Source organism: uncultured Bacteroides sp. (genome assembly GCF_910585845.1).
Taxonomy (GTDB): domain Bacteria; phylum Bacteroidota; class Bacteroidia; order Bacteroidales; family Bacteroidaceae; genus Bacteroides.
This window is the reverse complement of the sequence record NZ_CAJUHF010000004.1, coordinates 45871-67717: the sequence shown is the minus strand read 5'-3', so window position 1 is coordinate 67717 and position 21847 is coordinate 45871. Positions and strand designations below refer to the sequence as shown.

Annotated in this window: 21 protein-coding genes; 2 read left to right on the top strand and 19 right to left on the bottom strand. The window is 50.0% G+C overall.

All coding sequences use genetic code 11. The annotated features are described in order from the left end of the window. Positions 1-11 precede the first annotated feature (11 nt). The 5 genes from QZ323_RS02160 to efp form a co-directional block, all read right to left on the bottom strand. Positions 12-323 (bottom strand): iron-sulfur cluster assembly protein, encoded by a 312-nt coding sequence (locus QZ323_RS02160; protein WP_294632450.1) that lies wholly within the window; start codon positions 321-323, stop codon positions 12-14. 109 nt (positions 324-432) lie between these two features. Beyond that, the gene (locus QZ323_RS02155) at positions 433-1326 is read right to left on the bottom strand and encodes an Rpn family recombination-promoting nuclease/putative transposase (RefSeq protein ID WP_294632449.1); all 894 of its coding nucleotides are present in this window, start codon (positions 1324-1326) and stop codon (positions 433-435) included. A gap of 789 nt (positions 1327-2115) precedes the next feature. Beyond that, on the bottom strand, positions 2116-2802 hold the full coding sequence (gene radC / locus QZ323_RS02150) for a DNA repair protein RadC (RefSeq protein WP_294632447.1): 687 nt from the start codon (positions 2800-2802) through the stop codon (positions 2116-2118). A 57-nt stretch (positions 2803-2859) separates the two neighbouring features. Continuing rightward, entirely contained in the window at positions 2860-3849 is a 990-nt protein-coding gene (locus tag QZ323_RS02145) for a glycosyltransferase (protein ID WP_294632445.1), read from the bottom strand. 208 nt (positions 3850-4057) lie between these two features. After that, positions 4058-4624, bottom strand: coding sequence for an elongation factor P (efp, locus tag QZ323_RS02140; protein ID WP_294632444.1), 567 nt, complete (start codon positions 4622-4624; stop codon positions 4058-4060). A gap of 189 nt (positions 4625-4813) precedes the next feature. Between efp and rpmH the strand changes: the two genes are divergently transcribed. After that, positions 4814-4975: a 50S ribosomal protein L34 gene (rpmH, locus tag QZ323_RS02135; protein ID WP_004292199.1), complete on the top strand. Its 162-nt coding sequence runs from the start codon at positions 4814-4816 to the stop codon at positions 4973-4975. Between the two features lie 57 nt (positions 4976-5032). Here rpmH and QZ323_RS02130 read toward each other — a convergent pair whose 3' ends face one another. The 8 genes from QZ323_RS02130 to QZ323_RS02095 all read right to left on the bottom strand — a co-directional run bounded on the left by QZ323_RS02130 (position 5033) and on the right by QZ323_RS02095 (position 12713). Further along, entirely contained in the window at positions 5033-5404 is a 372-nt protein-coding gene (locus QZ323_RS02130; RefSeq protein WP_294632443.1) for a rhodanese-like domain-containing protein, read from the bottom strand. A gap of 32 nt (positions 5405-5436) precedes the next feature. Then, positions 5437-6126 (bottom strand): NigD-like C-terminal domain-containing protein, encoded by a 690-nt coding sequence (locus tag QZ323_RS02125; RefSeq protein WP_294632441.1) that lies wholly within the window; start codon positions 6124-6126, stop codon positions 5437-5439. Positions 6127-6156: 30 nt separating this feature from the next. Next, positions 6157-7320, bottom strand: coding sequence for an acyltransferase (locus QZ323_RS02120; protein WP_294632439.1), 1164 nt, complete (start codon positions 7318-7320; stop codon positions 6157-6159). A 13-nt stretch (positions 7321-7333) separates the two neighbouring features. Then, positions 7334-8320: a D-alanine--D-alanine ligase gene (locus QZ323_RS02115; protein WP_294632437.1), complete on the bottom strand. Its 987-nt coding sequence runs from the start codon at positions 8318-8320 to the stop codon at positions 7334-7336. Continuing rightward, the gene (locus QZ323_RS02110; protein WP_294632435.1) at positions 8317-9387 is read right to left on the bottom strand and encodes an RluA family pseudouridine synthase; all 1071 of its coding nucleotides are present in this window, start codon (positions 9385-9387) and stop codon (positions 8317-8319) included. Before QZ323_RS02110 ends, QZ323_RS02115 begins: the two co-directional genes overlap by 4 nt. A 95-nt stretch (positions 9388-9482) precedes the next feature. Beyond that, entirely contained in the window at positions 9483-10124 is a 642-nt protein-coding gene (locus QZ323_RS02105; protein ID WP_294632434.1) for a PASTA domain-containing protein, read from the bottom strand. A gap of 354 nt (positions 10125-10478) precedes the next feature. After that, positions 10479-11432, bottom strand: coding sequence for an acetylornithine carbamoyltransferase (locus QZ323_RS02100; RefSeq protein WP_294632433.1), 954 nt, complete (start codon positions 11430-11432; stop codon positions 10479-10481). Positions 11433-11465: 33 nt separating this feature from the next. Beyond that, positions 11466-12713 carry a glutamate-5-semialdehyde dehydrogenase gene (locus QZ323_RS02095; protein WP_294632432.1) on the bottom strand — a complete coding sequence of 416 codons (1248 nt, stop codon included), beginning with the start codon at positions 12711-12713 and terminating at the stop codon, positions 11466-11468. A gap of 292 nt (positions 12714-13005) precedes the next feature. Between QZ323_RS02095 and QZ323_RS02090 the strand changes: the two genes are divergently transcribed. Then, a complete protein-coding gene (locus tag QZ323_RS02090; protein WP_294632430.1) occupies positions 13006-15435 on the top strand; it encodes a glycoside hydrolase family 95 protein in 2430 nt (809 codons plus the stop codon). A gap of 155 nt (positions 15436-15590) precedes the next feature. Here QZ323_RS02090 and proB read toward each other — a convergent pair whose 3' ends face one another. The 6 genes from proB to bamA all read right to left on the bottom strand — a co-directional run bounded on the left by proB (position 15591) and on the right by bamA (position 21841). After that, a complete protein-coding gene (proB, locus tag QZ323_RS02085; RefSeq protein ID WP_294632428.1) occupies positions 15591-16670 on the bottom strand; it encodes a glutamate 5-kinase in 1080 nt (359 codons plus the stop codon). Positions 16671-16699: 29 nt separating this feature from the next. Further along, a complete protein-coding gene (locus QZ323_RS02080) occupies positions 16700-16939 on the bottom strand; it encodes a DUF2007-related protein (protein ID WP_294632426.1) in 240 nt (79 codons plus the stop codon). A 142-nt stretch (positions 16940-17081) separates the two neighbouring features. Continuing rightward, positions 17082-17921, bottom strand: a complete 840-nt coding sequence (gene murI, locus QZ323_RS02075) for a glutamate racemase (RefSeq protein ID WP_294632424.1) — start codon at positions 17919-17921, stop codon at positions 17082-17084. A gap of 104 nt (positions 17922-18025) precedes the next feature. Then, the gene (locus tag QZ323_RS02070) at positions 18026-18529 is read right to left on the bottom strand and encodes an OmpH family outer membrane protein (protein ID WP_294632422.1); all 504 of its coding nucleotides are present in this window, start codon (positions 18527-18529) and stop codon (positions 18026-18028) included. A gap of 132 nt (positions 18530-18661) precedes the next feature. Further along, positions 18662-19177 carry an OmpH family outer membrane protein gene (locus QZ323_RS02065; protein WP_294632421.1) on the bottom strand — a complete coding sequence of 172 codons (516 nt, stop codon included), beginning with the start codon at positions 19175-19177 and terminating at the stop codon, positions 18662-18664. Positions 19178-19201: 24 nt separating this feature from the next. Continuing rightward, positions 19202-21841: an outer membrane protein assembly factor BamA gene (gene bamA / locus QZ323_RS02060; protein WP_294632419.1), complete on the bottom strand. Its 2640-nt coding sequence runs from the start codon at positions 21839-21841 to the stop codon at positions 19202-19204. Positions 21842-21847 lie beyond the last annotated feature (6 nt).

Here is a 21847-nt window from a genome sequence, read left to right as displayed (position 1 = left end):
GTATGCTTTTATTATAAGAAACCCAGTTCCAGCTTGGCTTCCTCACTCATCATGTCCTTGTCCCATTCCGGTTCGAACACCAGGTTGATGTTGGCGGCACTGATGCCATCTACCGACTCTATTTTCTGCCGCACATCTTCCATGATGAAATCGGCGGCGGGACAGTTCGGTGCGGTCAGGGTCATGTCAATGCTCACTTCACCCTCATCGGATAGGTCAATCTTGTAGATAAGCCCTAAGTCGTAGATGTTCACCGGAATCTCCGGATCGAACACGGTCTTGAGCATGGCTACTATTTTCTCTTCTATTTCAAATTTGGTCATATTCGTATATACTATGAAATCTTCCTTTGCAAATTTAAGAATAATACTTGGGGAAATAGCATTATAATCCTCCAAAAGTGGATCGACAAAGTATGGATTTACCGGCAGTTTATAAGGCGTCTATTTCTTCGGAAGACAAACCGGTATATTGGGCAATGATACTTATCGGCATATTGTTTTGCTTCATTGTCCGGGCAATGGCTAAGGATTGCAGTTTCTTACCTTCTTCTATGCCTTCCTTTCTTCCTTCTTCCCTTCCTTCTTCCTTTCCTTCTTCTCTCCCTTCCTCTCTCCCTTCCTTTTTACTTGCCTCTTGTACACTCAAGGCAGTACGATAGGCATTGACACTTTTCCAATAAAGTTCGTGCTCTTCAGCGTTGAGGGAAGCTACGTCGGCTATTTCTTCCAGTTTTTCAAAGACCGCCTTGCGTGCTTTGAAAGGCATTCGTTTCAGAGTGTCCATATTCTTTAAAGTATAAATCCAACGTTCAAAATCGGTTTCACAATTCTCCTCCGCCTTGTTGAAAACGGGTAAGGCAAGGAAAATCTGGCGCATCTTGTCGGTGAATTGCTCACCGGTCTCACGGTCGGCAAGGATGACGTCCGTACGGAACTTAACATTGTCTTTCAACAGAAAGTTCATGAAAAAGACCCCGTAAACGGCTTTAAGGTCGAATCGCCAGTCTTCGCCCGTCTGCCCTTGACGCGTCACGGCATGTGAGAGATAGAACAATGCCCGCTCCTTGAAGTGGACTTGTGACTTGTTCTGCATCTCGACGATGATTTTCTCTCCCGTATCTGTTGTGCAATAGATGTCGTATATCAGTGCACGGGCATCCTCCCATTCAGGAAGTTGCTCATTGTTCAGGAAAATGAGGTCGGTTATCACACGTTCGCCTTCCAACAGGTCGTTCAGGAAATCTATCAACAAGTCTTTTGATATCTCCTGGCCGAAAATCTTTTTAAATCCGTAGTCGGTAAACGGATTGATAAACTTGCTCATAATGTGACGGTTCTTTTTTTTGATTAAGATTTCACAAAGATAGGGAAATACTCTGAGAAAGCAAGATTGGGGAGTGTTTTCTTGAAGCAAATCTTTTCATATCCTGTATTACGAGTTTACATTATTATAATTCTTATTGATTATAGTACTCAAGTTTCGCAAGCTCCATTTTCGCAGAAAATAAGGTAACGAGGAGACGATGTGACAAGGGAAAAAGGCTTGAAGACTGTCATAACAAGTAATGTAATGAAGCATAACAAGTAATGTAATGAAGCATAACAAGTAATGTAATGAAGCATAACAAATAATGTAATGATGCCTTTCATTACTTCTTATGCTCTTAAGTTTCGTAAATTCTACTTCTTAGTTTTCAATGGTTTAGTTTACAAGTTTGCAAGGGAAACAGTACAAGTAATAACTCTTAGCTTGATGACAAGTAAGCCTTTCCCTTGTTTTCTGCGAAAGTTGAGTTTATGAAACTTGAGTTACTTTTTTGTATGGTGTGATGCATTCCTCCGAACTAAAAGAGTAATCGAAAATAAGTACCGTATTTCATCCCTCACATCTTTCACTTTATTTGTTAATCGTGTAGTACACAAATGTTTATGGTGAAACATTTTGCATAGTCACAAAGAGAAGGCAAAGTAAACATGATAAAGCTAAGGTTTAGCGGCATAAACCTTAACTTTAGCTTACTAAACCTAAGGTTGGGAAGAAAGGTATGCCTTTTTCTCTTGTCTTCTCGCAATTTAATTTTGTTTGACTATAACTGTCGTTCGGGCGATAGGCTTAGAGTATCCCTTCGTCAGTGAAACTGTAGTAGCTTCTGTCCGTCACGATAATGTGGTCGATGAGGCGGATGTTCATCGTTTCCCCTCCTTTTTTGACGAGTTGCGTCAATTGCCGGTCGGCATTGCTTGGTGTGGTGTTGCCGGAAGGATGGTTGTGAATGAGTGCTATCTGCGTGGCACGTTGCAACAGAGCCTCGCGAAGGATGGTGCGCACGTCGGCACAAGTCTGGTCTATGCCTCCGCTGCTGATGCGGATTTTGCTGATTACGCGCGAAGCCTGATTGAGCAGCAATACCCAGAACTCCTCGTAAGGCAGGTCGCAGAGCAGCGGGTGGAAGATCTCGTGGATATCCTGTGAGCAACGGATAGTGGCGCGTTCCGGACGTTCCTGCTGTTTGCGGCGCTTGCCCAGTTCCAGTGCCGCCATGATACTGATGCTTTTGGCGGGACCGAAACCTTTGAAGCGCGCGAAGTCACGCACTTCCCATTTGCCCAACTGGTTCAGGTCGTTGCCGCACTCCGCAAGTACGCGCTGCATCAGGGCTACGGCACTCTCCTCCGTGTTGCCCGAACCGATAAGGATGGCAAGCAGTTCGGCATCGCTCAGGGCTTCTGCACCTTTAAGCATCATCTTCTCTCGCGGGCGGTCTTCTTTAGCCCACTGGTTTATGTTGAGTTTATTCATTGGTATCGATGGTTTGGGTTGGAGTTGTATAGAACATAGTGGCGTGTGCGTTGCACATTACTTGTAGAAGTTCTTCTTGAACGCTTCAAATTCATCCTTTCCCCGTACGCAACGCTTCCACCATGCCCGCCAGAAGCCCGTCCCGTAGCCGATGAGTTGGATGAAAGAGGCGGCAATGGAGTAGACGCCAATGCGCAGGCTCCGGTTTTTGACGGTAGAATCGGCACATACCAGCAGGGCATATAGTCCGATAGGCAGTAGGCTGTAGGGGCAGAACGGCGCGCCGAGCAGCAACACAGCCGTGCCCAGTGTGAACACTGCCGGCAACAAGTGGACGATCTTCAACGATTCGGGATACTTCTTATACAGATTGATGCGTGCGATGCCTGAGTTGTGCACCTGCTTGAAGAACTTCTTCAGGTCCGTACGCCGCTTGTGATACACCCAAGCATTTGGAAACAGCCGGCAACGATAACCTCCCTTGAAAATGCGGATACTGAAATCGATGTCCTCGCCAAAGCGCATCTTGGAGAATCCGCCCAATGCCACGTACACTTCCCGCTTGATTCCCATGTTGAAACTGCGCGGATAGAACTTATCCATCTTCTTTTTCCCTCCACGGATGCCCCCTGTAGTGAAGAAAGAGGTCATCGAGTAGTTGATGGCTTTCTGTATGTTGCTGAAGGAGGCATGCGCCCGGTCCGGTCCGCCGAAGGCATCGGCAGGGGAGGAGAGAAGCTCCTGGTCGACTGCCGAGAGGTAGCCTGCGGGCAGGATGCAGTCGGAATCCAGTACGATCAGATATTCGCCTTTGCTCCGTTCAGCACCGTAGTTGCGGCTCTGTCCGGGACCGGAGTTGGACTTGTAGTAGTAGTGGATGTCCAGCTTGTTCTGGTATTTCTCCGCTATTTCCTGACAGGGAGCCGACGAGCCGTCTTCCACGATTACGACTTCAAAGTCCCTGAGTTGTTGTTTCGTCAGACTTTCCAGCAGTTCGTCCACTTCTTCGGGACGGTTGTAAACGGGAACGATGATGGAATATTTCATAAATGCATCACTCTTTTTGGGGATTTGTTTTCGCCAATCCTGTTTTGTTTTCGCCAATTCAGGTTTGGTTTCGCCAACAAAGATAAACCTTTATTTCTCGATACCGCTTTTATTTGTCTTTTCTTTTCCACTGAGGACGAAAAAAAACTGCTTGCCGGAAGAAGGAACTCCCGACAAGCAGTGCAAAAAATCAATGAGAACGATAATTTTATGCTTTTACGCGGCTGACGTAAGAACCGTCGCGCGTATCGATTTCGATTATTTCACCTTCGTTGATGAACAAGGGAACGCGTACGGTAGCACCTGACTCAACAGTGGCAGGTTTCAGCGTGTTGGTGGCAGTATCACCCTTCAGACCAGGTTCCGTATAAGTGATCTTCATCTGAACCTTGATAGGCATGTCGGCATAAAGTACGGTTTCGGTAGAAGCGTCGGATACTACGTCGAGCACCATTCCTTCCAGCAGGAAGTCAACACCGTTGATCAGGTCGTGAGCGATGGGGTGTTGGTCGAAGGTCTCTTGGTTCATGAAGATATAGTCTTCGCCTTCTTTATACAAGAACTGGTGCGGACGGCGTTCTACGCGTACGTCTTCCAGTTTTTCACCGATGTTGAAACGACGTTCGAGTACGTAGCCGTTTACCACGTCTTTCAGTTTCACACGCATGAACGTGTTACCTTTTCCCGGTTTTACATGCAGGAAGTCGATGCAGAAATACAACTTGTTATCCATTCGGATGCAAGTTCCGATTTTAATGTCTTGGGCATTAATCATACTGATATATTTTATTTTAGATGTAATTTAATTGTTTTTAGTGAACTTTGCGGATGCAAAAGTAATGGAAATCGGTAAAAATCGCAAAAAGTTTTGAGAGAAAAAGACTTAACGCTTGGTTATTTTGAAAAAAGTCTCTATTTTTGCAGCCCGATTACGTGAAATAATAACATAAAACAAGATACAGCAATGAAAAGAACATTTCAACCCTCTAACAGAAAGAGAAAAAACAAACACGGTTTCCGTGAGAGAATGGCTACCGCTAACGGTCGCAGAGTATTGGCCGCACGTCGTGCTAAGGGTCGCAAGAAACTGACTGTTTCTGACGAATATAACGGAGTGAAAGCGTGAGCTTGAAGAAATTAAAGAAAAGCCGCAAGGAACTGTGAGAGTTGCTTGCGGCTTTTTTTAGTGCCCTGCCTTTTTCCATCCCTCAAACCCTTCGTTGAGTTCATAGACCAGATAGCCTTTTTGGCTGAGCAGTGCAGCGGCTTTCTTGCTGCGCTTACCGCTGCGGCAATAGACTGCTACGGGCTTTTCTTTCTGCAGGAGGGAATCGGCGATTGCCGGAAACTCCTTGCCCAGCACGTTGATGTTGATGCTGCCCGGAATGTGCGCTTCCGAATATTCTGCAACGGTACGTACGTCCAACCGTTGAACATCGGGGTCGATAATGATGGTGGAAAACTCTTCCACCGAGACAGACTTGAACTCTCCTTTCTGCTGGCAGGAGAATAAGGAGCCAAGTGACAGGTATATGCTTGCTATAAGGATTTTCATCGGATGATTTCTATTTGGGATTTATACTCAATCTATTTGGGGTTATACTCAAATTCGTAGCTCTTTTCCTCACCGGAGTAGGTCATAAGGGAGAAGCGCACATCCATCTTCTCCATCCCATCTTCTACGTATTGCCGTAGTGGAAGGGAAAGATAGGCGCGTCGGCTGTATGCCTGCACATCGTCGGTGCTGTGATAGAGCCGCACATGGACGAATCGGCGACCGGTCTCCGCATCCGTGCCCACCTCGTCTTCGATGAAGTGGAAGGCGTGTTTGCCGTTCTGTGCCTTGATGTCCAGTATGATGTTCAGATAGTCAAGTCCCATCCAGATGCTGGTGACGTCGGCTGGATCGTTCTTCACTCCGTCTTTGAACTCCGATTCCGGTTTGGGCGCGGGCGATATGGCGATCAGCGAGGCGTACAGTTTCACTCCCGATGCATTGTCGGACGTAGTTGCCGGACCATAGTTGGCGACTATGCGTGCCGAGGCATGGGCATCGAGGCGTGTGTCCGATGCGTTCTCCACTACGGTGAAAGTCTCTCCCTCGTCGGTCAGGATGGATTTGATGTTGCCGTTGCCGTCTGCCTGTGCTGTCAGAAACTCCAGTTTGACGGACGGATAATGATAACCATCGTCATCGCTGCACGCAGCTGCCAGTATACAGAGCAACACTGGGAGCAGCCGGAATAGGTAAATAGTGAAGTGACTCTTGCCTTTCATCTCTCTTCTATGGTTTTCAGGTGGGTTACATTACTTGGCTTCGTTCTGCTGCCCTTGGGCGGCGAGATAGTTGGTCAGCGGGTTGGCGTACATCAGCAACAGCTTCTCGCGCAGGAAGGCGATGTCTTTGTGCTCCAGTTCGATGCGGTCGAGCTGGCGGTCGATGTATTCCATGAAGTGCTGTTTCTCTTCGACAGTATACTGCCCGCAGAAGGCATCTGTGCCCGACAGGCAGTCGTGTGCAATGTAATTGCCGGGATAGATGCGGTAGTTCGCATGGATTTTCCGGTCAATGAGAGCGGCGATCTGTGCGAAGAGTTCGGGCTTCGGAAGGGAGCGGTCCAGCTTTTCCAACTCCTCGTTGATGCAGTTCGCCACTTGGAAGTGTACTCTGCCTTTGAATCCGAACAGTCCGGTATGCATGTTCTTCAGGTCGTCTGCCTGCGTCTTCTTATATTCCGGGTTGTCGCGTTTCTGTTGGAACTCCTGCGCCTTCAGGTAGTCGCACGGGTCGTATTCGTAGGAGATGGCTAACGGCACGATGTTCATTTCGGTGAGCCGTTCGATGAGGTGTCCTTCGCCGCCGATGGCAAGCATCTTGAGCACGCTTTCCTGGGTACGGTCGTTCGAGTCTTTGGCACGTCCTTCGCGTTGGGCGATCCAGATGGACTGGTTCTTATCCTTGATGGTGTGGTGCATATAGCGCGACATGCGTGCCGACGCTTCCAGCATCTGGCGCATGGTGAGCGAACGCTGCACGATGAACGACTTGTTGACGCGCACGAACTTCTTGATCCAAGGGTAGATGAGCAGGTTGTCGCCGATGGCTATTTCCACGGTGTCCATGCCTTGTTCTATCAGTCCTATGGAAAGGAAACCGGAGTCGAGGATGATATCCCTGTGATTGGATATATAGGTATAGGCAGCCTGCTTGTCGGCAAGTGCGGTATGATCCAGGGTCATTCCTAATGCCGCTTCCTTGGTTAGTTTCTTCAGCAGCGGGTAGCAAAATGTCTTCTGGAATTCCAGTTTCGTCTTGCAGGCCCGCATTTTCGGAGCGATCGCCTCGAAGGGGACTTCCGGAAGGACGGTAGTAGCCGCTTGCCTGAAGGCGGGGTCGGCAATCAGTTCCTCCATGATCTGGGGGAGTTCTTCATCGTGATAAGGACGGATTTCATCAAATTCCACTTCCATAATGATTGTCGTTTTAGCAGTGAGTGTTAAACTGGTTTTCTATGATATCTGTCATGACATCCTTGATATCTAACCCGGCGGCACGCACTTGCTGGGGGATGAAGCTGGTGGTGGTCATTCCGGGGGTGGTGTTCACTTCCAGCAGGTTGATGGTTTCGCCGGCGGTGATGATGTAGTCCACGCGGATGATGCCGGAGGCGCTCAGTATGTCGTAGATGGCGGAAGTGAGCTTCTGCACGCGTTGGGTCAGTTCGTCCGAGATGCGGGCCGGAGTGATTTCGTCCGATTCGCCGTCATACTTGGCTTTGTAGTCGAAGTATTCGTTGTGGGTCACCACTTCGGTGATGGGGAATACGACGGACTTCTCCTTAGTCTTGTAACAGCCGCAGGTGATTTCGGTACCGTCCATGAAGGCTTCCACCAGTACTTCCTGCGCCTCTTCGAAGGCTTTGGCGATGGCAGGCTGTATCTCCTCTTTGGTCTTCACCTTGCTCACGCCGAAGCTGGAACCTCCCAGGCTGGGCTTGACGAAACAGGGCAAACCGATCTTCTCCATCACGTCTTCGTCGGAGACGGACTGTCCTTCGCGCAGTAGCAGCGATTCGGCTATGCGCACACCGAAGGCATGCAGATATTGGCTGCAAGCGAACTTGTTGTAGGTGAGCGATGCTGCCAGCACTCCGCAGCAGGAGTAGGGGATATGCAGCATGTCGAAGTAGCCTTGCAGGCGTCCGTCTTCTCCCGGAGTGCCGTGGATGGTGATGTAGGCAAAGTCGAACGTCACCTTCTTGCCGTCCAGTTGGAAACTGAAGTCATTCCGGTCGATGGGAGCTTTGTTGCCGTCGGGTAGCTGGGCATGCCAGTCCAAGCCCTTCATTTCTACGATATATAAGGTGTACTTTTCCTTGTCGATGAAGGAATAGATTCCTTGTGCACTGCGCAAGGAAACTTCAAATTCGGAGGTGTCTCCTCCGCAAACGATAGCGATTGTGCGTTTCATTCTAAATTCCTATTACTGATATAGCCTCTCCATTTGTCTATCAGCCGGGTCATGTCGTCGGGCAGTTCTGAGGTGAAGTGCATCTCCTCGCCGGTGACGGGATGCACAAACCCCAGCGTCATGGCATGCAGTGCCTGCCGCGGGCAAGTGTCGAAGCAGTTGTTTACGAATTGTTTGTACTTGCTGAAATGGGTTCCTTTCAGGATCTCGTGTCCTCCGTAGCGCTCGTCGTTGAAGAGGACGTGCCCGATGTGCTTCATGTGCACTCGTATCTGGTGCGTGCGTCCGGTCTCGAGGATGCATTCGACGAGGGTGACGTAGCCCAGGCGTTCCAGCACCCGGTAGTGGGTTACGGCATGCTTGCCTTGGTCGTCGGGCAAGACGGCCATTTGCATGCGGTCTTTGGGGTTGCGTCCGATGTTGCCGACTACGGTTCCTTCGTCCTGTTCTACAGTGCCCCACACCAAGGCGCGGTAACGCCGTTTGGTGGTCTTGTTGAAGAACTGCATGCCGAGGTTGGTCTTGGCATCCGGGGTCTTGGCGATGACGAGCAGTCCGGATGTATCTTTGTCGATGCGGTGTACAAGACCGACATGAGGGTCGTTGGCATCGTATCGGGGATTATCTTTCATGTGCCAGGCAATGGCGTTGACCAACGTTCCGCGGTAGTTTCCGTGTCCCGGATGCACCACCAGTCCGGCGGGCTTGTTCACCACCATGAGGTAGTCGTCTTCGTAGACGATGTTGAGCGGGATATCTTCGGGGATGACCTCGTTTTCGTAGCGCGGGCGATCCATCATTAGAGTGATGACGTCCATCGGTTTCACCTTGTAGCTACTCTTCACGGGCTTTCCGTTTGCCATGATGCAGCCGGCCTCCGCAGCTTTCTGGATACGGTTGCGCGAGGCGTTCGTCAGGCGGTCGAACAGATACTTGTCTACGCGTATCATCTCTTGACCCTTGTCCACAACGATGCGGAAGTGCTCGTAGAGTTGCGCTTCGTCACCGACGGGTTCCACATCGTCCAGGTCGTCAGTTGCTATGTCGTCCGGCAATTCTTCTATCATGTCTCTTTATTCTTGGTTATACTCTATGTGGGATACTGTTGATGAATGTAGGATACTGTAATGAAAGAGTTGTCTCAGTCTTCCGCCGTGCGGGGTCAGAACCAGGACTCGTCTGCCGCAGAACTTTCGGAGGAGACGGGCACTTGGGTTTCCGTTGGGGAGGAGGAGTCTTCTTGCAGCTGTTCTCCGCCGTCGCCTACGACCAAGGTGAGCGTGGCACCCATAGGGACTTTCTCGCCGTTGGTCAGAGTATGTCCGTTATACTTCACTCCGTACACCCAATCTTTCTCGCCGGATATGTATTCATGTTCGGTCAGTTTGAATCCGGTGGCAAGCAGGCGTGCTTGTGCCTGGCGCATGGAACTGTTGTCGGCGATGTCGGGAACGGCCTGTAGGGGGATGTTTTGGGTGTTTATGGTCAGATAGATGGTTCTTCCTTCTTTCACTCGTTGTCCGGAGGCGGGGTGATAGTCGAGGATGCAGCCGGCGGGCTGTTCTTTCACGTAGGTGGAGTCGGAAACGATGTAGTTCAGTTTGTGGTTGCGGAAGAGTTTTCCGGCTTCTGTCACTGTCATGCCTTTCACGTTGGGCACTACTATTGCTTCACCGTGGCGGGTGTAGACGTCCAGTCCTTTCAGGACGCCGAATAGGGCAATAACCACTACGCCGACCATTGCAATCAGGTTGAACCAGAAAAACTTGTTCTGTCGGAAAGAAAAGAAATCCTTTATAGTCATAATCCTTACTTGTTATTTATCAGGGGCAAAGATAGTGCAAACTAAGTGCAGAATAAAATGAACTGGTTCATTTTGTTCCGCCAAAGTGCAACTTATCTTCGCTTTTCAACAGCAAAGATAATGCAAACCGTAGGCAGTACAAAATAAGCAAGAGTATTTTTGATGTAGGATTCCTCTCGTGAGACGAAAAAAATCATCTCGTGAGGTGAAAAAAATCGTCCCGTGAGGTGAAAAAATTCCTCTCACGGGACGGATATTTTCTTCTCACGAGACGGATTTATTCCATATCCGGATTCTCGGGCAGATTCTTCTTTTTGGGAATCAGGTGACTTAAGCCTCTCCGCCGCTCACTTCTTATAACGATTCGAGCAGCCTCTTCAGCACCACTGTCGCTGAGATTTCACGGTTGGCTGCTTCGGGAATCACAATGGATTGCGGGCTTTCGATGACGTCGTCCGTTACGATCATATTGCGCCTTACGGGCAGACAATGCATGAAGTAGGCGTTGTTGGTGACTGCCATCTGCCGGTCGCTGACGGTCCATTCGCGGTCTTTGCTCAGGATTTGCCCGTAGTTGTCGCCCATGTATGCCGCCCAGTTCTTGGCATAGACGAAGTCGGCGCCTTCGAATGCCTTCATCTGGTCGTATTCCACACGGGCATTGCCTACGAACTGCGGGTCGAGTTCATAACCTTCGGGGTGGGTGATGACAAAGTCATAGTCAGTGGCGTTCATCCATTCGGCGAAGGAGTTGGGCACGGCTTGCGGTAATGGGCGGGGATGCGGCGCCCAGGTCATGACCACTTTGGGGCGTGGCGTCTTCTTGTATTCTTCGATGGTGATGAGGTCGGCAAAGCTCTGCAGGGGGTGGCGTGTGGCAGCTTCCATCGAGAATACCGGACGTCCGGAGTACTTGATGAATTGGTTGATGATGACCTCGTTGTAGTCATCCTCCTTGTTTTCGAAGCGGGCAAAGGAGCGTACGCCGATGATGTCGCAGTAACATCCCATGACGGGGATGGCTTCCAGCAGATGTTCGGGCTTGTCGCCGTCCATGATGACGCCGCGTTCCGTCTCCAGCTTCCAGGCACCTTGGTTGATGTCGAGCACGATGACATTCATGCCGAGGTTCATGGCCGCCTTCTGTGTGCTGAGGCGTGTGCGGAGGCTGGAGTTGAAGAATATCATCATCAGCGTCTTGTTCCTGCCTAACTCTACGTATTTGAAACGGTCTTTCTTAATCTCGAATGCTTCATTCAGTGCAGCTCTCAGGTCTCCGATGTCCTGCACGCAAGTAAACTTTTTCATATCTATAATTTGGGATTATGATTTGCTTTATTTTCATTCTCTCACCTGTCCTTCTCCTTCAACGATCCACTTATACGTTGTGAGTTCCTCCAGTGCCATCGGACCACGGGCGTGTAATTTCTGCGTGCTGATGCCGATCTCGGCACCCAGTCCGAATTGCGCTCCGTCGGTGAAGGAGGTCGGCACGTTGACGTAGACGCAGGCAGCATCCACTTCGCGGCAGAACCGGTCGGCATGGGCAGGGTTCTCAGTCACGATGCATTCGCTGTGTTTGGAGCCGTAGGTCTGGATGTGGCGGATGGCTTCGTCGACAGACTGTACGGTCTTGACGGACATCTTGTAGTCCAGAAACTCGGTGCCGAAATCCTTGTCGGTGGCTTCTTGCAGCAAAGTGTCCGGATAATGGCCTCGCAGAGCGTTGTAAGCGCAGGGATCGGCGTAGATGATCACGTTCTTTCCCGACAGCGGGCGGCAGAGGGCGGGCAGATCGGCGGTGCGTCCGGCGTCAATCAGCAGACAGTCCAGGGCGTTGCACACGCTGACGCGGCGCGTCTTGGCGTTGTGGATGATGGCGGCACCTTTTGCGATGTCTCCGTCGCGGTCGAAGAAGGTATGACAGATGCCTGCACCGGTCTCAATGACCGGTATGGTGGCATTTTGGCGTACAAAGTTGATCAGGCTACTGCTGCCGCGCGGGATAAGCAGGTCCACGTAGCCTCGGGCATTCAGCAGTTGGGCAGTCGCTTCGCGGTCGGCGGGAAGCAGTTCGACGATGTGCGGGTTGACGTTGAATTTTGCCAGCACATCGTGTATGATGCGGATGATGGCACGGTTGGAACAGTCTGCATCGCTGCCGCCTTTCAGTATGCAGGCATTCCCGCTCTTCAGGCAGAGGGCGAATACGTCGAAACTGACATTGGGACGTGCTTCGTAGATGATGCCGATGACACCGAACGGGACACTGACCTTGGTGAGGCGCATTCCCTTCGGATGCGTGGCCTTCTTCAGGACGCGTCGGAGGGGAGAAGGCAGAGTGGCTACGTTGCGCGTGTCGGCGGCAATGCCTTGCAGGCGTTCTGCGGTCAGTTTCAGTCGGTCGAACTTCGGGTCCTGCGGATTCATGCGTTCCAGGTCCTTCCGGTTTTCGGTAAGGATGAAGTCTGTCCGGGCTATGGCGGCGTCTGCCACGGCATGTAGTATCCGGTTGATATCGTTGTCGCTTAACGATAACAATTCACGGCTGGCATCCTGCACGTCAGCAAATACTTTGTTTAAGTTCATTTCTACTATTGTACTTTTGGGTATTGATTGTTTTGCAAAGGTAACAATTATATTAAGAAACCGCGCTTTATCTCTCTGAAAAAGAAAGGGGAGTGAACCGACTCGACAGTAGCATCGTAGAAAATCCTTCCGTTAAGCAGATTTTAAGCGGGTATTAATTCTTTTTTATTTGCTTTATTAATGGATCTTGCTTTTCTTTGCATTCGGAAAACATAGAGCCTGTTTGAATTTTCTTCACAGGCTCATAATTAACAACTCAAGTTTCGCTTGCGAAACTCAAATTAACAATGTCATGAAACACCGTTTGACAGGTCTGCTTATAGTGTGTGCCTGCTGTCTGATGGCAAAAGCCGATGACTTGAAGCTGTGGTACAGCCAGCCCGCTAAAGTATGGACCGAAGCATTGCCTTTGGGCAACTCACGTTTAGGCGCCATGATCTATGGCGGAGTAGTTAACGAACAGATACAGCTGAATGAAGAGACGCTGTGGGGCGGCGGTCCGCACCGCAACGACAGTGAGAAGGCGCTGGGCGTATTGCCCAAAGTCAGGGAACTGCTCTTCAGTGGTCGCGAGAAAGAGGCTGAAAAGTTGATTGCCGGCAACTTCTTCACCGGACAGCACGGCATGCCTTTCCAAACCATCGGTAGCCTGATGCTGGAGTTCGACGGACATGCCGGTTATTCCGAATACCGTCGGGAACTGGACTTGGAGAGAGCCGTGGCGTCAGTACATTATAAGATAGGTGAAGTGAACTACACTCGCACCCTGTTCACCTCCTTAACGGATAATGCTTTGATCGTCCGCATTGAGGCAGACAAACCCGGGGCAATCAGTTTTGTTACCCGCTATACCACTCCCCATAAGAAATATACCGTGAAGAAGAGCGGAAAAGACCTCCTCTTGTGCGGCAACGGTTCCGACCACGAAGGTGTACCGGCTGCCATCCGCTTCGAAACCCGCACCCGCATCAAGGCGGAGAAGGGAACAGTGAGCGTGAACAATGACTGCATCGAAGTGAAAGGCGCAGATGCTGCCGTGATTTATGTGACGGCGGCAACCAACTTCGTCAACTACAAAGACGTCAGCGCCAACCCATCCCGCCGTGCCGCCGACTTTATGAATAAAGCCGTGAAGACCTCCTATACCGCAGCCTTGTCTGCCCACGAAGCGGCTTACCGGAAACTGTTCGGCCGTGTCTCTCTGAACGTCGGGACTTCCAGCACGGAAGAGACTTCCGAACGTATCCGGCGCTTCAACCAGGGCAAAGATCCAGGACTGGTGGCACTGATGTTCCAGTTCGGCCGTTACCTGCTGATCTCCTCTTCACAGCCCGGCGGACAGCCTGCCGGCTTGCAAGGCATTTGGAACCAGTCGCTTTTGGCTCCGTGGGATGGAAAGTACACCATCAACATCAATACCGAGATGAACTACTGGCCCGCCGAGGTGACCAACCTCTCGGAAATGCACGAGCCGCTGTTCCAGATGGTGAAGGAGCTCTCCGAATCGGCACAAGGAACCGCCCGCACGCTATATGACTGCCGTGGATGGACGGTGCATCACAACACAGACTTGTGGCGTATGTCAGGGCCGGTAGACGGTGCATCCTACGTTTGGCCCTTGGGAGGTGCATGGTTGAGCCAGCATCTGTGGCAACACTACCTCTACACGGGCGACCGTGCATTCCTCTCGTCCGCCTATCCTGCCCTGAAAGGAGCTGCCGACTTCTTCCTCGACTTTTTGACCGAGCATCCCAAGTATGGCTGGATGGTGTGTGCCCCCTCCATGTCACCCGAACATGGTCCTGAGGGAACCGGAACCATGCTGACTGCCGGTTGCACGATGGACACGCAGATCGTGCTGGATGCCCTGACCTCCGTCCTCACTGCCACGAAGGTGCTTTACCCCGAGCGTACCGCCTATTGCGATACCCTGCAAGACATGATCGACCGCCTGCCACCCATGCAGATTGGCAAGTATAACCAATTGCAAGAGTGGCTTGCCGATGTAGACGATCCGAAGAATGAGCATCGTCACGTCTCCCACCTCTACGGTCTCTATCCGAGCAACCAGATTTCCCCTTATGCACATCCGCAGCTCTTTCAGGCAGCTAAGCGCTCGCTTCTCTATCGGGGCGACATGGCTACCGGATGGTCCATTGGCTGGAAGATCAACCTTTGGGCGCGCCTGCTCGATGGCGACCATGCCTATAAGATTATCCGTAACATGCTGAGCCTTGTGGAAGAGGGTAATCCGGACGGGCGTACCTACCCGAACCTGTTCGATGCGCATCCGCCTTTCCAGATTGACGGTAACTTCGGATTCACGGCAGGCGTGGCGGAGATGTTGCTGCAAAGCCACGACGAAGCCTTGCACCTGTTGCCCGCCCTGCCCGAAGCCTGGAGCAAAGGCAGTGTGAAAGGACTGGTGGCCCGCGGCGCTTTTGAAGTAGATATGGATTGGGACGGTGGCGAACTGACTGCGGCGACTGTGACTTCACGCATCGGTGGCAACCTGCGCATCCGCTCCTACGTGCCCTTGCAGGGTGACGGACTGAAAGAGGCAAAAGGCGAGAATCCCAACCCGCTGATGAAGCGCGGAGCCATCAAGGAACCGCTGGTCGCTTCCGGCCTGAGGGCGCAATATCCGATTCTCTATAAGATATATGAATATGATATTCAGACCCAGCCGGGCGAAAAGTACATCCTGCAGAGGGCATTCTGATGTGGGAATACGCTAAAAAGGGATTATAAAACGAATAGATCTATTATTCTTTTTGATAAAGGAGGATGTGTTATAACTCTTTTTTTGAAAAAATCCCCCTCTGCTACAAATAGCTGTGGCAGGGGGGGATTTGTGGTGAGTTCTGACATACTTTCTTATTCGATGTACAGATAGTCATAGTGGACCACGGGCTTCTTGCCGTGCTTCCCCAAGGCTTCCCTTGCCTGTGCAGAATCGCAGTTGGCTTTCCCCACACCTATGGGATTGCCGTCGAAGTCGATGATACGCACAATGTCGTCTTTCTCAAACCCGCCTGAAATGGCTGTGATGCCAATGGGGAGGATGCTGGTTGCTTTTCCTGAACCGAGGATTTCCGTGGCGCATTGGTCGAGGTGAAGCTCGCCTTTAGCAAAGCCTTCGCTGTGGGCAATCCATTTCTTGATGCTGGATACGGGGGCATCAGCAGGGATGAAACGTGTACAAAGGGTCTGTTCCGGATGTCGAAGCAGGTCGACGAGGATATTGTCGCGCTTACCGTTGGCAATGATGACTGTGATGCCTTCATCGGCTACTTTGCGGGCGATGTTAGTCTTGGTCAACATGCCACCGCGTCCGAAACTGGACTTCGATGTCTGGATGTAGGAGGAGAGGTCTTTGCCTTGACCGATTTCGCGTATCACTTGCGAGGCAGGGTCGGCAGGCGAGCCGTTGTAGATTCCGTCGATGTTGCTTAGTATGATCAGTGCCTGCACGTCCATCATGGAGGCTATCAGACCGGACAGTTCATCGTTGTCCGTAAACATCAGTTCGCTGACGGAGACGGCATCATTCTCGTTGACGATAGGGATAATGCCATTTTCCAACATGACCGCCATGCAGTTCTTCTGGTTGAGGTAGTGCCGACGGGTAGAGAAATTCTCTTTCATGGTCAGCACTTGTCCGACGGTAATGCCATGTTCGCGGAACAATTCATAATAGCGGTTGATCAGTTTGGCTTGTCCTACGGCGGAAAAGAGCTGGCGCTGATCTACGCTGTCCAGCTTCTTGGTCGGGTACACCTCGCTGCGTCCGGAAGCTACGGCACCGGACGATATGAGGATGATTTCTACTCCCGTCTTGTGCAGCTCGGCTATCTGGTCGACCAAGGCGGACATGCGTGTCACGTCGAGCGTTCCGTCACGACGCGTAAGTACGTTACTGCCTACTTTTACGGCAATTCTTGTCAGTTGTTGCATATCTGTGAAGTTTCCATGTGTGGAGAGGATTATTCTCCATCTGTATTTTTTTCGCGTTCTCTGATGATTTCCATTGCCACTTCGTAGTCTTTCTCATTGACAAGCACGGCAACATCCATCACTGTGGAGGGCAAAATGACATTGGGGATTACGCTATCTGTAAGCATGGCCTGAATGTTACTGGCATTGAGCAAACCTTTCACAAGCTCGGCTTCCCAAGGCGAACTTTTGTATACTTCTATGAGTTTACTTTTATCTTCTTTTCTCATAATGATAAGTTTTTAGGGTCCTATACTACAAATATAACAAATATCCCGAAAAAAAGATTGCCCTCAGTGTATTTTATTCAGTTGATAATTGATCGTTGATAATTGAAAATTAATAGATGAAAAGAGTGATAACTTCTCAGACCTACAGTTCAACCTTTTGTACCGTGACCGCCTCTTTCAGGAAGGTGGAGGCAGATTCGATGAATTTCTCTTCGGACTCTGTGGTGTAGTAACGGCATTGTCCACCTTTGGAACATTTGCTTTCCATTTCGGGATGCCGGTGCAGGTAGTCTTTCAGGCTGTCGGCAACCAGTTCGCCTTGGGAGACGATGGTGATGCCTTGGGGCATGTATTTCTTTATCTTGGGTAACAGCAGGGGATAGTGTGTGCAGCCTAGTATCACGGAATCTATCAGCTTGTCTTTTGCCAACAGTTCGTCAATGTATTTGCGAATGAAGTAATCGGTACCTTCTCCTTCTGTCTCATTGTTCTCGACAAGTGGCACCCATAATGGACAGGCTTCGCCCTGCACCTGAATATCCGGGAAAAGCTTGTGTATCTCCAGAGGATAGGATTCGGATTTGATGGTTCCTGTAGTGGCAAGTATGCCTACATGGCGGCTGTGGGTGATGCTTTCGATGCACTCTATGGTAGGGCGGATTACTCCCAACACACGTCGTGCCGGATCCATTTGCGGCAGATCGTTCATCTGTATGCTGCGTAGTGCCTTGGCGGATGCGGTGTTGCATGCCAGGATGACTAAGTGGCATCCCATCTCGAATAGCTTGGTTACGGCTTGCAGCGTAAATTCATATACAATCTCGAAAGAGCGTGTACCGTAGGGCGTACGTGCATTGTCGCCGATATAGATGTAATCGTATTCGGGCAGGGTTTCGCGGATCTTGCTCAAAATGGTCAGTCCGCCGTAGCCGGAATCGAATACGCCAATGGGACCAGGAAGGGTAGGTAAGTTTTGTTTCATGACAGAAAAAACGGATATATGCCTGCAATGATACGGAAAAGGCGTGGTTTATGTAATCCACGCCTCTTCCAATGTTTTTTATATAAAAAAGTGGAATGTTTCTCTTATTTGATACCCAGTTGAGTCTTTACTTTGGCTGTAACGTCGATACTTTCAGCACTTATATAAGGGATGGAAGTGCGTGCCAAGTCGAAGATATAGACAACGCCTTCTGCCTTGCCTACTGCCTGTATGGCTTCGTCCAGCTTCTTATAGATAGGAATCATAGCTTCTTGCTGTGCTTTCTGCATGTTCTGATAAGCTTCTTGCTGGAACTGCTCTTGTCTTTCTGCCATGTCCTGCAACTCTTTCTGACGTCTTTCTGCTATGTTTTTCGGCAGGGAATCGGCTTGTGCCTGATATTCTTGCAGTTTCTTCTGAAATTCAGTCTGAGTGCGTTGCATCTCTTCTGTGTACTGTTTGGACATTGCGTCAAGGTCTGCCTGTGCCTTTGTATATTCCGGCATGAGTACAATGACTTCCTGAGAGTTCATGTGTGCAGATTTTTGTGCCATTGCTCCTAGCGGAAGAGCAAACACAATGATAAGGAGTGCGATTCTTTTAAGCATAATATTTATTGTTTATTTAATTAGTTATTCTTTGAATGAATGCAAATATAGTGCAATCCGAGTGTAAAACAAAATAAGCGAGCTTATTTTTATTTTCCAATGCGTCTCTGTTTGCCAGGCAAATGTATGAAATTAATTTGAATATCCTAACTTTGCGAGGACTTCGTTGCTTATGTCGATGCGCGGAGAAGCGAAAATGATGCTTGTTGCAGAAGCCCGGTCGACAACGACGGAGTATCCTTTCTGTTCCGAAATCTCTTTCACGGCATTATAGATTTCATCCTGAATGGGCTGCATCAGGCTTTCACGTTTCTTAAACAACTCTCCTTCGGGGCCAAAGTATGCGCGGCGCAACTCGGCTGCTTCTTTCTCTTTGGCGACGATTGCTTCTTCTTTCTTGCTCTTCTGCTCTTCGGAGAGGAAGACGGCTTCCGACTGATAGTTCTTGTACAGCGTCTTGGCTTCTTCAGCCACTTTCTCCACTTCGCTTTGCCACTTCTTGGAAACCTGGTTCAGTTGCTCGTTGGCACGTTCGTATGCCGGGATGTTTTTCAGGATATACTCCATGTCGATCAGGGCAAATTTCTGCGCATGGGCTGTCATACCTATGGCGAACAGCAGAAACATGAATAAAACGGACTTTCTCATAACGTTTGGTTTTTGTGATACAAATTAGAATTCTTGTCCTAAGATAAAGTGGAACTGGCTGCCACCGTACTCTTTGGAACCGCGTATTTTGTCGAAACCGTACGCCCAGTCAATACCCATCATACCGATCATCGGCAGGAAGATACGGACACCCACACCAGCCGAGCGTTTCAGCTCGAATGGGTTGAAGTTCTTCACGTCTTGCCAGGCATTACCGGCTTCTACGAAGCCTAATGCATAGATGCTGGTGCTTGTCTCCAACATCAGCGGGTATCTCAGCTCAAGCCCCAAGCGGGTATAGGCATAACCTTCGTATCCGTAAGGAGTCAATGAACTGTTTTCGTAACCGCGGAGGGCGATGCTTTCCGTTGCATAACTGGAGTAGCCGGTCATACCGTCACCACCCACGTCGAACGTTTCGAACGGAGATTTCTTGTATTTGTTGTAATGTCCCAGCAAACCGAATTCTACGCGGCTCATGATGACTGGAGTGCGTTTTACGGTTATGGGGTCCATCAGCGGAATATAGACTTTGGATTTGAATTTCCACTTGTGATACTCAATCCACTTGTGCATCTTGTTCATATCTTCCTGGCTGCTGGTGCTGTATTTGCTGTAATCCTTACCGTCGAACAGAGAGTAGGGCGGCGTCAACTGCACGGACAGGGAGAACTCGGAACCTGAGCGCGGGTAAATCGGGTTGTCGATAGAACTGCGCGACAGGGTCAGGTTCAGACTGAAGTTGTTACACTTACCGTCAGTCACAGGGAAGTATTGCCAGTCGCTCAGAATGTAGCGCTGATAAGACAGCTCGGCAGAGAACTGGAAGTAGTCGTCCGGCCATTTCAGGCGTTTACCGAACATGGCTGCCACGCCGAACATCTGTATTGACTTGTCGGGGTCGTAATAGTTTTCGTAACTGTTGTAATTGCCATAGTTGTACATACCGTAACCGTACATTCCGCTGTACAGGCTGTTGTAGTAGTTGCTCATGTAGGCCGAGTTGTAGTAACGGCTACTGATGTCAGTCTGGCGGGAGTAGAATGCCGATACGGAGAATGCGTTAGGACGCTTGCCTCCGAACCATGGATCGTAGAATGAGATGCTGTATGACTGGTAGTACTTGGCATTGGTTTGTCCGCTGATGGTCAGTGTCTGACCATCGCCCTGCGGCAGGATACCCCGGTAATTCTCTCCCGGATGTAGCAGGTTGGCAAGCGAGAAGTTGGTGAACTTCAGGCTTAACTTACCAATGATACCGGTTTGTCCCCAACCGGCTGAGAACTCTACTTGGTCGTTGGCTTTAGACACCAAGTCATAACCTATGTCTACGGTTCCATCCTCAGGTTTGGGCTGGATATCCGGTTTGATCTGTTCGGGGTCGAAGTGTCCCATCTGCTGGATTTCACGCATGGAACGCATCAGGTCTTCACGGCTGAACAGGTCGCCCGGACGGGTACGGAGTTCTCGGCGTACCACGTTTTCGTACAAGCGGTCGTTACCGTTGATGTTGATCTTGTTGATGGTGGCTTGTCTGCCTTCGAAGATACGCATTTCCAAGTCGATGGAGTCTCCTACGATGTTGACTTCTACGGGCTCGAGGCTGTAGAAGAGGTAACCGTTGTTGTAGTAAAGGTTGCCGATGGCGTCTTCGTCGGACATGGTACGCTCTTCCAGCAATTTTTGGTTGTAGACGTCACCTTTCTTCATGCGGAGCATGTAGTCCAACTGTTCGGAAGGATACAGCGTGTTACCCACCCATGTGACATTGCGGAGGTAGTATTTGTCTCCTTCTTCTATTCGCATGAAGACGTCCACCGTACGGTCGTCGTAGGGCTTGATGCTGTCTTCCACGATCATAGCATCACGGTATCCCAATTCGTTGTATTTGTCGATGATCAGTTGCTTGTCTGCTTCGAAATTCTCTTCTACGAACTTTTTGGTGCGGAATATGTTGACCAGCTTGTTTTTCTCGTTGGTCTTCTTCATGATGCGCTTCAGCTTCTTGGTTGCTATGGCTTCATTACCGGTGATGGTGATTTCGTGTACCTTTACTTTCTCTTTCTTGTCGATGTCAATGCTCACGATCACTTGGTTCTCGTTGGAGACATCATCCTTCTGCGAGATGATTACGTCAGCGTTCTTGAAACCTTTGTCGTCAAAGTAGCGTTTGATCAGGGTCTTGGCACGGTCGATGACGTTCGGGGTTATCTGTCCTCCCTTGATCATTCCGATTCTGCTCTCTATATCTTCGCGTTCCGATTTCTTCACGCCATGATAGCGGATCTCGGATACACGCGGGCGCTGCGTCAGGTTGATGCCCAGCCATATCTTGTCGCCCTCTATCTTATCTGCCGTGATCTGGACATTGGAGAACAGACCGTGACGCCAGTAGCGCTTACAAGCTTGGGTGATCTCGTCGCCCGGAACAGTGATGGTCTGACCTACAGACAGACCGGACAATCCGATGAGTACATAGTCTTCGTAGTTCTTGACTCCTTCTACTTTAATCTCCGCAATTTCATATTTCTTGGGGGTTCCTGAGTAGAGAATGACTGGCTTTTCTGCATAGTCTGTGCTGTTGGCATCTTGGGCGTTGCTCGTCAATGCGTACCCGAAGAGGCAGATGAACGCTGTGAATATAGAGAAAATACGATAGTGCATTTATGT